Annotated in this window: 8 protein-coding genes; 6 read left to right on the top strand and 2 right to left on the bottom strand. The window is 32.5% G+C overall.

Going from position 1 to position 11,733, the window contains the following annotated elements; translation table 11 throughout:
• Positions 1 to 260 precede the first annotated feature (260 nt).
• From AC4FQ3_RS21070 to AC4FQ3_RS21045, 6 genes are all read left to right on the top strand, one after another.
• On the top strand, positions 261 to 1,049 hold the full coding sequence (locus tag AC4FQ3_RS21070; protein ID WP_491183176.1) for an arylamine N-acetyltransferase family protein: 789 nt from the start codon (positions 261 to 263) through the stop codon (positions 1,047 to 1,049).
• A 273-nt stretch (positions 1,050 to 1,322) separates the two neighbouring features.
• Complete coding sequence (kdsA, locus tag AC4FQ3_RS21065) at positions 1,323 to 2,141, top strand: 3-deoxy-8-phosphooctulonate synthase (protein WP_042564312.1); 819 nt, start codon at positions 1,323 to 1,325, stop codon at positions 2,139 to 2,141.
• Positions 2,142 to 2,163: 22 nt separating this feature from the next.
• On the top strand, positions 2,164 to 3,066 hold the full coding sequence (locus AC4FQ3_RS21060; RefSeq protein WP_491183175.1) for a hypothetical protein: 903 nt from the start codon (positions 2,164 to 2,166) through the stop codon (positions 3,064 to 3,066).
• Positions 3,067 to 3,241: 175 nt separating this feature from the next.
• A complete protein-coding gene (locus AC4FQ3_RS21055; RefSeq protein ID WP_491183174.1) occupies positions 3,242 to 3,919 on the top strand; it encodes a YiiX family permuted papain-like enzyme in 678 nt (225 codons plus the stop codon).
• Between the two features lie 88 nt (positions 3,920 to 4,007).
• Positions 4,008 to 4,460: a hypothetical protein gene (locus AC4FQ3_RS21050; protein WP_042564309.1), complete on the top strand. Its 453-nt coding sequence runs from the start codon at positions 4,008 to 4,010 to the stop codon at positions 4,458 to 4,460.
• A gap of 4 nt (positions 4,461 to 4,464) precedes the next feature.
• Positions 4,465 to 4,767 carry a hypothetical protein gene (locus tag AC4FQ3_RS21045; protein ID WP_491183173.1) on the top strand — a complete coding sequence of 101 codons (303 nt, stop codon included), beginning with the start codon at positions 4,465 to 4,467 and terminating at the stop codon, positions 4,765 to 4,767.
• A gap of 65 nt (positions 4,768 to 4,832) precedes the next feature.
• Here AC4FQ3_RS21045 and AC4FQ3_RS21040 read toward each other — a convergent pair whose 3' ends face one another.
• On the bottom strand, positions 4,833 to 5,474 hold the full coding sequence (locus AC4FQ3_RS21040) for a porin family protein (protein WP_491183172.1): 642 nt from the start codon (positions 5,472 to 5,474) through the stop codon (positions 4,833 to 4,835).
• Positions 5,475 to 5,540: 66 nt separating this feature from the next.
• Positions 5,541 to 11,675, bottom strand: a complete 6,135-nt coding sequence (locus AC4FQ3_RS21035; protein ID WP_491183171.1) for a M4 family metallopeptidase — start codon at positions 11,673 to 11,675, stop codon at positions 5,541 to 5,543.
• Positions 11,676 to 11,733 lie beyond the last annotated feature (58 nt).

Here is an 11,733-nt window from a genome sequence, read left to right as displayed (position 1 = left end):
GCCATTTTGAAGATGATGTTTTTGAATATCTTTCCATATTTTTACACTTTTGTGTAAACCTATTTTAGGACAAGACATGATTGCGGGCACGAGCGGGACGCTCGCGCTAGCCATGGGAAATTGAAAATGATTAAGTTTTTTTTTTATAAACTTATAGAAATCAATCACTTTGAAAATCCTTGAAAAATAAGTTAAATTATCTCTTTACTTACATAAATGCCTTAATTTTGATTGTATTCATAAAATGCAAAAAAAATAAAATGGAACAATCAAAAAATCATAAAATTGAAGCTTCAAGTTTCGATTTACAGCAATATTTAAAGAGAATTAATTTTGAGGGAGAAATTAAACTAAATTTAGAAGGCATAAAGAAATTGATGCAAAGCCAAATATTTAGTGTGCCTTTTGAAAATATTGATGTACAGGCCGGAAAAGTTATTTCCTTAATTGGTGATGATATTGTATACCAAATTGTGACTAAAAAACGTGGCGGATATTGTTATCAAATTAACGGTATCTTTTCGTTATTGCTTCAGGAAATTGGTCTTCCGCATTATTATATTGCAGTGCGTCCGCTTGTTAATCCAGATCCGAATGCTAAAACACATTTGGCCATAGTTGCTACCATCGAAAATGAAGATTATCTTATTGATCTGGGGTTTGGCGGCAACAGTATTAGAGAACCTTTAAAACTGAGTGAAATTGGAACTGAGATTCAGCATGATTTTGACACTTTTACTTTGATCAAAACAGAAGAAAATGAATTTTTACTGCAAATTCTAATCGGAAAAGAATGGTCTAATCTCTATTCGTTTGATCTTAATCCTCAACGATGGATCGATTTTAAACCTGCCAATCATTATAATTACTCACATCCTGATTCTGTTTTTACCCAAAAATTGATTGTGGTTTTACAAAATCCGTTGGGCAAAAAAATATTAACCAAAAATTCGTTAAAATCTGTGGCAAACGGTATTACCGAACTTATTTCTTTTGAAGATGATCAGTTGGATGCTATTTTGGAAACAGAATTTAATTTGAAGGTATAATTGAGAAACTGTTTTGAAGAGATATTCCTAATCAAGTCCCATAATTCCACTACACTTTTAGCCCTGATAGCAGCGGAAATCCTTTTTTGAGAAAGCCTATTTTTTCTGGTTTTTGCAGAGCGACCAGAGGAAGCTCCTGCAAAGACCTAGAAAAAAAAGGGTTTGGAGAAAAAGATTGCAGCGGATAGCAGGATTAGCTTCTTAAAATAATCTTAAATCTTCATCTTGTATTCATAAATCATAACTACCTTTGCACTGTCAAAAAATCATATTATGAACATACAACATATTCCACAAATTAAGCATACTGATAGTGGGAATTTCTTTTTATTGGCGGGACCTTGCGCTATTGAAGGAGAAGAAATGGCTCTCAGGATTGCTGAAAAATTAGTTGGTATTACCGACAAACTTCAGATTCCTTATGTATTTAAAGGATCATTTAAAAAAGCGAACCGTTCGAGAATTGATAGTTTTTCTGGAATTGGTGACGAAAAAGCATTAAAAATTTTAAGAAAAGTTTCTGAAACTTTTCATATTCCAACCGTAACGGATATTCATACTAATGAAGATGCTGATATGGCTGCGCAATATGTAGATGTTTTACAAATTCCGGCTTTTCTTGTACGCCAGACTGATCTTGTTGTTGCTGCAGCAAATACAGGAAAAGTGGTGAACTTGAAAAAAGGACAATTTATGAGTCCGGAAAGCATGAAACATGCTGTACAAAAAGTATTAGACTGTCAGAATGAGAATGTTATGGTTACAGACCGTGGTACAATGTTTGGTTACCAGGACATGATTGTTGATTTTAGAGGAATTCCTACTATGCAACAATATGCTTCTACTGTTTTGGATGTTACACATTCATTACAACAACCTAATCAAACTGCGGGTGTTACCGGAGGAAGACCTGATATGATTGAAACTGTTGCCAAAGCGGGTATTGCTGTGGGTGTTGACGGTATTTTTATCGAAACACACTTTGACCCTGCTAATGCAAAAAGTGATGGTGCTAACATGTTGCATTTAGACTATTTTGAAGATCTAATGACTAAGTTAGTTGCCATAAGAAAAACTGTAAACGCCTTTTAATTTTTATTATACAATCAATTCATTGAAAAATAAATTTTTATTCTTGCCTTTCTTTTTAATGTGTTTTGCTGTAAATACATTTGCTCAGGAAGAAATTGCAATACAAAATAAGTATACAGCACACAATAAAGGAAAGTTCTTTGTAATGTGGGGTGGAAACAGAGAAAGCTACTCAAAGTCTGACGTAACTTTTAGAGGAAAAGATTATAATTTTACTGTTGATAATATGCAGGCACATGACAAACCGAAAGGCTGGCATGTAGATTATATTAATCCTGCTAACATGACTATTCCGCAAACTAATTTGAGATTAGGTTATTTTTTTAGTGATCATTATAGTGTTACAATTGGTGTTGACCACATGAAATATGTAATGTCACAAAATCAAATTGCAAATGTTACCGGAGACATCAATTTGCCAGCAGATCAGGCTGGTTCAATTTACAATGGAAATTACAACAATACACCTGTAGACATGTCTCAAGGTGGTGCTATGGAAGGTGGCGGTACTCTTAACGGTGGTACTCCATTTTTAATTTATGAGCATACTGATGGTTTAAACTACATTAATACTGAGGTTTCAAGATTTGATGATATTTCGAAATTGTTTACTCTTCCGAATATTGATAAAGTTCAAATTAACTTAACTGAAGGTTTGGGTGCAGGAGTTTTATATCCTAAAACAAACACAACACTTTTAGGAAAAGAGCGTCATGATGATTTTCACGTTTCTGGTTACGGTGTTTCTGCAAAAGCTGGTATTAACATTACTTTTTTCAAACACTTCTACATTCAGGGAGAGTTAAAAGGTGGTTACATTAACATGCAGGATATTAGAACTACAACAAGTAGTGAAGATAAAGCTTCTCAAGATTTTTTCTTCTTTCAGCGTATTATTGCCGTTGGAGGTATATTTAGAATCTAATATTTCTTAAAATATATTTATAAAATAGCTGTCATTTTATTTGGCAGCTATTTTTTTTATTATTTACTTTGTAATTCAAAGCACTTTATGAAATATTTGTTTTTTCAGTTAATATTAAAAAACTGAATTAAGAAATGGTGGAATTTAAAGTATATTTAGAATTTAAAAATTCAACATGAAAAAAATGAAATACATCTTTTTAGGAACAACATTTTTAATTAGTTTTTGCTGTGCTTTGTATGTAGCAACGTTAGTATTTCCTAACAATCCGTTTTCTGGAACAAAACCGCAAACCACGCTATCTGAGAAAGTTCAGGATGGAGATATTATTTTTCAAACTTCAGAATCTAAACAATGTGAAGCGGTGAGAATTGCGACAAACTCGAAATTTTCGCATTGCGGAATTATCTTCTTTATTAATGACAGGAAATTTGTTTTTGAAGCTGTTCAGCCCGTAAAGATAACGTTGCTGGATGAATGGATCAAACACGGTAAAGAAAATAAATATGTCGTGAAAAGATTGAAAAATGCAGAAAAAATTTTGACTGCAAGTACTTTACAAAAGATGAAAGATTATGGACAGCAATTTAACGGCAAAGAATATGATGCTTATTTTGAATGGACGGATAATAGAATCTACTGCTCTGAATTGGTCTGGAAAATATATAAAACCGGAGCCGGTATAGAATTGTGTCCATTACAGGAATTAAAAGATTTTAATTTGAAAGATGAAAGAGTTCAAAAAATACTAAAGGAAAGATACGGAAATGATATTCCGCTTACTGAAAAAGTAGTCTCACCTTCTAACCTCGCCGATTCTAATTTATTAAAAACTGTAATCGATACTTATTAAAAAATAATACAAAGCTAATTTAAAACTCAAATTAGCTTTTTTATTTATTATTTTACTTTGAATCTCAAAGAACTTTTAAAATTATTATATGAAAGATTATATTATTGAAAAAATGTATGAATGGTCAAGAAAACCATATCAAAAGTATTTTAAAAAGAGTATTCCGTGGGAAATTGATAAAGATGAATTATTACAATATCCAGTAGATTCTCTTGGGTTTGGTTTAGGGAATTTCCTTGACAAAAATCATTTTGATATTCAGCCAAAACTGGAAGATCACGATATTATTCATGTTTTAACAAACACTGGAATTTCGGTTGCTGATGAAATAGGAATGCAATATTATCTTTTAGGAAATGGTAAAAGAAGCTTGTATCTATTTATGGTTATTCTTTCGGGCACCCCTTTTTATCTGCGCCATATCAATTATTTTTTTCAACAATATAAAAGAGGCAAACAAGCTCTTCCCTTCCATTATCTCGATTTTTCAAAAATGCTTTCCATATCTATTCAATCAATTCAAAAAACATTTAAAATTTAATTTTATGAAAACAACTGAAAAACCTTTTGAAGAAAAACAATCGACAGAATTGGCTATCGGCAGTTTTATTGTCAGCACCATTTTATTTGTACTTTATATTGTTACAAATGCCAATCCGAATATTTTAATTGTTGCTTTTCCATTTGTGGCATCAGCAATAGTACTTAACGCTATAATGTTATTCCATCTTATTGATAAGTTTATTGAACTCACAGAACAGAGAAAAGACATAGCGGTTAAAATTTTAATTCTTTTGTCTAATATTCCTGTTACAATATTGTATTATTTGATCGTAATGAAATTGTAATTATAAAAAAAAAGAAGCTATCTCAAAACGAGACGGCTTCCTTTTCAACAAAAATGAAAAATGAATTATTGTAAAAAATAACCAAGCGTTAATTGAAAAACTTTGTTTTTCATATTATTATCGATGAAATGATTTGCATCTCCATCTTTAAATACATTAGAATAAGAAATATTATATCTTACATCTGTATAAAATTTATTTTTTAATTGATACCCCAAACCGAAGTTTACAGAAGTATCTATACCGCTCGAATACTCTTTTAGATTAAAACTCTCTTGATTTTCGTAGCCTAAAAAATTATCCTGATATTTATTATTAGCTTTCAGTAATATTCCTATTTGAGGCCCGGCTTGTACACTTAATCCTTTTATTACGTAATATTTTAACATTACAGGAATGTTTAAATAGTTCAATTCAATAGTACTTTTATAGTGGGAATTTGCTACTTCTTCATCAGAAAAAGTAATTTTTGTTCCTTGTTGGCTGTATAACAATTCAGGTTGAAGAGAAAAATTTTTCGCCATAGGAATTTCGACCATAATTCCCGCCGTAAACCCTGTTTTACCTGATGAATTCAATTCGCTTTCATCAATAGTAAGATTTGAGATATTTAAACCTGCTTTTACGCCTAGTTTTACTTTTTCAGTTTGCCCCATAACAGTCACGCCAAAAAAAAGTGCGCCTAAAATTAGTATGTATTTTTTCATAGTATTTCTTTGTTTAAGAATGGTAACTCTCAAAAATGAGAGCTACCTTATCTATCTTTAATGCTGTTACTTCTTAATGATTTTGGCTGTATATTTCTTGCCATTTATAATACAGTCTAAAACATAAACTCCAGGATTTAATTCGCTTACATTTATATTTGCCGGAATACTTGCATAAGTTTTATTCCACAATACTTTACCATCCATTGCATAAATATTGATTTGTGTTTCTCCTTCATTTTTATCGGCCAAAAAGATATTTACCGTATCAACTGCCGGATTAGGAAATACCCTAAAGGGATTTGTTATTTTTCCAACAAGCATACCTTTTGAATCAAATGGAATTGATTTACTGTTACATCCATTATTATTGGTTATCTGAAGGCTGTAATTTCCTTCCCAAATTGTGATTATAGATTTTTCGGTTGCATTTGGTATAGGTCTTTCATTTAGAAACCATTGATACGAAACAGCCTCAACCGAAGCAGTTAATTTTTTATTTCCTACAACCTGAATCTCAGGTACGATATTGTTTTCAAGAATTGAAATGGTAGTACTAAAAGTTTTACCGATGCCATTTTCATTGTAAACCGTTACATAATAATCCCCACTTTCTGTTATGGTAATAGTTGGTTGCGTTGAGCCATCAAACCATTCGTAAGATTTGTATGTTCCGGGTGACAAAACAACCTCAGGACCACATAAGTCTCCGCTTTCTAATTCAGATTCGAAAGTGTCAAATGTTGCAGTTATGGTTTCTGTCAGCGTACATCCGTTTTTCATTACTAATGTTACGGTATAATCTCCTGCTTTATTGATTTCTATACCATTAGAAACATCACCGGTATTCCATTTATAGGAAACAACTTCTAATTTATTAGCCCTAAAATTCGTTGCTGCATCGATGTACAAACTTTTACCTTCATATCCATGAATTACTGCATTATCAAATATTTTGAAATCTCCGGATACCTCTTGATAGATATAGTTTTTTATTTCATTGTTTTGCGGGATAAGATCATTATCTAATTTTGCAATAACATTAAATACATGAGAATCACCACTTGTATCAAGTTTAGGCTGTTTTTTTAAAATATATTCTATGCTTTCACCTGCCGGAATTGCTGTTTCAATCACTTCTGAAATAGTTTCATTTGTATTGATATATTCCAGATTCAATTGAATTGCCTTTTCCTGAATTGCAATTTGCCCTTCATTGGTCAGCTTAACTTTTACTTCAGATCCGCCACATACATCTTTTGGCGACAATATCTGTACAGATAAATCTAAAATAGGATCGCTGATTATTTTTAAATCATCCAATACCATATAAGAATAACCACCTGCTTTGGCATGTCTAAATCGCAGCATTACAGATTTACCAGCATATTTACTTAAATTTACTATTCCTTTTTGCCATTCAGTGTCTCTATAATTTCCTTGTTTAGAGGCTCTCCATATCTCATTCCATTCGCCTCCTGCGGTTTTAACATCTATAATAAAGGCATTATTATAATTACTTTCAAGTCCGTAATAAAATTCTAAAGCAGTTGTGTTTTCAGATAAATTATACAACGGAGAGATTAATTCTCCATAAGCTGCATAACCTTCTAGTTGATTGTAAAGCATTTGCGCTGCAATATCGCCAGTATGATCTTTTTTAGGAAGACCCAGATTTGCATTATCCGGTTTAACAACTGCTCGCCATGGATAATTTTCATCACTTTGATTGGAAACAAATCCTTTTGATCCAAATATTGATCCCGCAGATATAGTAGAAAAAGTTTCAACATCTAAAGCTGGTGCTTTTTCCAAAACCTGAAAAGTCCTTGTAAGATTCTCTGCCAACGCTTTTGGTTCTCCTTCTGCAATTACTTTTACATTAATCTCATAATTTGCTGCTGATAACTGCGGTATACCATCTACTGTATAAACAATAGTTTGATATCTGAATATCTGATCATTTCTTTCTCGTACAATTGGCTCCCCTATAGGTTTACCATTTTGGGTAATTTGATATTCGATAGTTGCCTTATTAACTGTACTATAAGATAAATTTTTTGCACTTATAAAAAATTGGTGTGATGGCGCATCTTCATATACATTTTCTGGTACACTTAAATTTGAGAGCTGTAAATAATCTGCTGTGTCTTTGATTTTAATATTATCTACTGCAAAACCATTGGCAAACAATCCGTTATCATCATGTACAAATGCTACAAGAACACAAGATTTTCCGGCATATGGAGTTAAATCTACGTGATATTCTATCCAGTTTGTAATATAAGACATTTTAAAAACCTCTTCCCAGGTTTTACCTCCATCCGTACTCACTTTTACATATCCGTCTGAAAGTCTTTGTCCGTCTCCAAAACCATCAAATGACAAATGTGCTTCTTTATAATTGCTTAAATCTAATACTGGAGAAATCAACATATCATTTGATGCATCACAATTACATTTATCATCATTACTTGCCATAAAATGCTCATGGCCTTCTAAAAACCAACCCGGAGATCCTAACTCTTTACTTGTTCCATATTTCCATCCTCCGCTATTATTATTTTCAGAAGTTCTCCATCCTTTGTATTGAGTGCTATCTTCAAAATCCATTGTATAAGGCAATGAATCTATCTTCATATCTTTATTATCCCAGTTATCGAAACCAAATGTTACCGAATTATTTTCTGGTTTAACATCCTGAGCTACATCTTCAGGAAAAACTGAAACTGTGATTGTATTTTTACCAATGCTTTTTAAATTAATATTTGAAATAGAATATGTTAGCGTATCTCCATATTTTGTAAATGTTAAAGCTATTTTTTCGATATTTGAAAAAACTTCATTTTTTTCCTTATCAAGAATTTTAACTGTTACATTAACCTGCTCTTTAGTAGTTGCGAAATTATTAATGATCTTTGCACTAATTGTTATGTTCTCATTGTTAACAGCACAGATACCGGCGTCTAATTTTGCACCCGTAACTTCTAAATCATAAGGCGCATTACCTACACGAATGTTATCTATAAAAGCACCTAAAAAGTTACTGGCATAACTATCTGTAACAACTCGAAAACGAATAGCCGCCTTTTTACCTGCAAGTTCATTTAAACGTATTCCGATTGGTTTTTTATCCGTACGGTTATTAATTCCGCTAAACCATGGGCCAACTATTAAATCATTGTATTGCAAAGTTTCTGGATAATCTATGCCTGTAGTTTTTTTCCAGTTTTGACCTTTGTCTTCAGAATATTCAACAATTAATCCGTCATATCCTTTATAAAACAAATGAATCATATCAAACTCAACATAGGGAGAAGTAATATTGGTAAAGTCAAATATTGGAGATTCTAATGTAAAATCAGAATTGGGTGGTACTCTTTCAGAAGTGCCATAATTTACAGTACCCCATAAATATTTCGAATTAGTATCTCTAAATGAAATCGCGGAAGTTTGCTGCCATACAAATTTTTGATTTGTAAGTATTGATTTTGAATACCAGCCACCAGGTGTTTTTTCGAAATCCTGAAAATATGGAAATTGAGTTACAACCCCATTATAAACCGAATTTGTAATACTGTTATTCGTAGTTACAGGATCCTGGCTATAGGTTACAAAAGCTTCATAATTATACAAGCCAGCTGCTGACAAATCGATATTATCTAAAGGAATTATCATTTCTGAATTGCCTTTAAAAACAGCTTGCAGTGTAATATCTTTCCAGATAGTTTCGCCTCCCGAAAGTGTATTCAAATATCCAACTTTCAATTGAGATCCTGCTGGTATATCCTCACAGCCCAAATTATAGATTGTTACAGCTAATGGATGATTGGCAAATAAAGTTTCTCCTGAATAGACGGGAAGATTTAGTCCCATAAGTTTAAGGTCAAAATCTTTTTGTGCAGGAGGAACTATTAAATTTGAAACAAAAGAAACTCCATCTTTTGCGCCAAATTCTGTAATAGGATTAAAATCAAATTTAACTTCAACATAATTTACTGTAGTTAAACTTATTACATAAGGAATATTGTCCTGAATTTTTATAATCGTTTCTTCTCCTACGCCAAGATCTTTGGTAAAGCTGATAGTACTATCGTTGGTGTAAAGAACATTAAATCTGCCGCCAAAACCTTGTGTCATCAATCTTAATTTGTAATTTAAGGTCTCATTTGTTTTAATTACAGTAGATCCTGTATTTTTAATTTTAATATAAAAAGGCTCATCCCCTTTTAAAGAACCACAAACAGCCGAAGGTTTTTCAACAGAAACAAGAGATATTTGTTTGTCTGCATAAGCTGCCCCAATACCAATAGCGTACCAGGCATTGGTAACTTGTTTGTATTCTTCAGAACCTAATCCGTATAAATCTTCGGCAACCATTAAAGTTGCCCGACGCATATCACTAAAGTTTGAAGAAGGAGATAAATATTCTGTAAGCGTTATGTAGGCAATTTTCTCTGCTTTGGCAAGACCAATAGCTTTAACATTATAACTGTTATTAAGATCATTTACACCTTGACCGCCTTCACTTAAAAGGTAAAACCAGTAATTTGTGATTCCGCTGTTAATGTGCACACCACCATTATCGTAATTTATGTTTGATGTATTTGCCCAATTTATTCCTCCATAAGTGTCAGGCTGTCCTTGGGCTTTCGGATTAGACATACTCCTCATACTTCCGTGGGTATACAATTCATTTCCCAACATCCAAATGTCATCTTTTTTGTCTTTTCCAACATAAAACTCAACAGAAACACCAAAAATATCACTGAAGGATTCATTCATAGCACCTGATTCTCCCTGATAAATTAAACCCGCCGTAAAACGTGTTACACCATGCGTCAATTCATGAGCTGTAATTCCCAATCCAACATAAGGCGTGTCGTAACCATCTCCAAATTGTGCCCATCCTCCAGTCCATGAAGCATTTTCGACATTATTGCCTAAATGTGCAAGACCAATAATTGTCATTCCTTTATTGTCGATACTATTTCGATCAAATTTTTCACCATAATATTCTATGGTTTTCTGCATACCCCAATGAATATCAATGGCAACTTCATCGTTATTTTTATTGTGCAGTTCATTCCAAATATTATCTTCATCAATAAAATCAGTAATTACTTCATCTGAAGCCTGATCATTGTGATTCAGATTCATAGTATACATTGGCACATTATATTTTCCCTGCAGACCTTCTAATCTATAACCATCAGCATATTGTTTGGTATTAAAAGTTACATCTCCGGCGTATCGTGATTTACCTCTACCCAGCCTTTGGCCTTCGAAACTGGCATCTCGATTTAAGTCGATAATAAGAACTATTTTTCCAGAGTTTGCATCTACGTAAATAGTCTGACTAGATTGCGGATTGATTGCATAAATATCAAATTTCCATGTAAGGTAATATTCCTTTAATTCAGAAGAAAAATTAGGCCCCACATAAACCAATTCGCCTTGCGGTTTTGTACTTATATTTTTATCAAGTAAAGCACCTAATTTTTTACTTTCCCAAATATATTGTTTAGCATTTACTTTTTTAAGTGCATTTTCTAATGCAGCTGTAGCACTTACTTTATAACTACTGCTTACAGACAATTTTTTAGCAGTATAACCAAATGCGTCTATCTTGGTTTTATTTTCTCTAACCTTATAAATTGCTCCTTCTACCGGAACAGAATTATGTAATTGCTGATAAGTAGCCAAGGTTCTTCCATGATTATCAGAGATGGATTTTAATTGCATTTTATCTGATGCAGACAAATCAAAAGCTTCTTTTTTAACTTCGAATATATTTTTTGCATTTAAACCTGAAGATTTAGCAAAGGATTTAACCTTCGTGCTTACAGTATCCTGTGCGTTTGTTTTCTGTGTATCACTTAATTTTTGTCCAAATAATTGCTGGCTTTGCTGTAGCTGTTTTGTTACCGATTCACTTTCTGCTTTAGAAAGCTCTTTGCCGCTTATCTTTTCTTCTTCCTGGGTTAGAAGATTACCGGCATTATTACTCTGAATAGAATTTGGGTCATTACTTGTTTTACTAACTTGATCTTTTGTCACATTTGAAACCGGCTCGTCTACAGCCATTTTCACACCATCTTTTTTTACGCTTTGAAAAGGAGACTGAGCCATTCCTACGGAACAGGCAAAGAAACTTAACAAAACAAACAAATACTTGATTTTGAAGTAAATCTGGTTCATTTCTTTAAATTTAAAATTAATATTATGGTTAGTTTGGTTATAATCGCACTTTAAATGG

The sequence above is a fragment of the Flavobacterium sp. AK-345 genome (assembly GCF_058310175.1).
The sequence above is the reverse complement of the archived record's forward strand: the minus strand, read 5'-3'. Positions and strand labels throughout refer to the sequence as shown.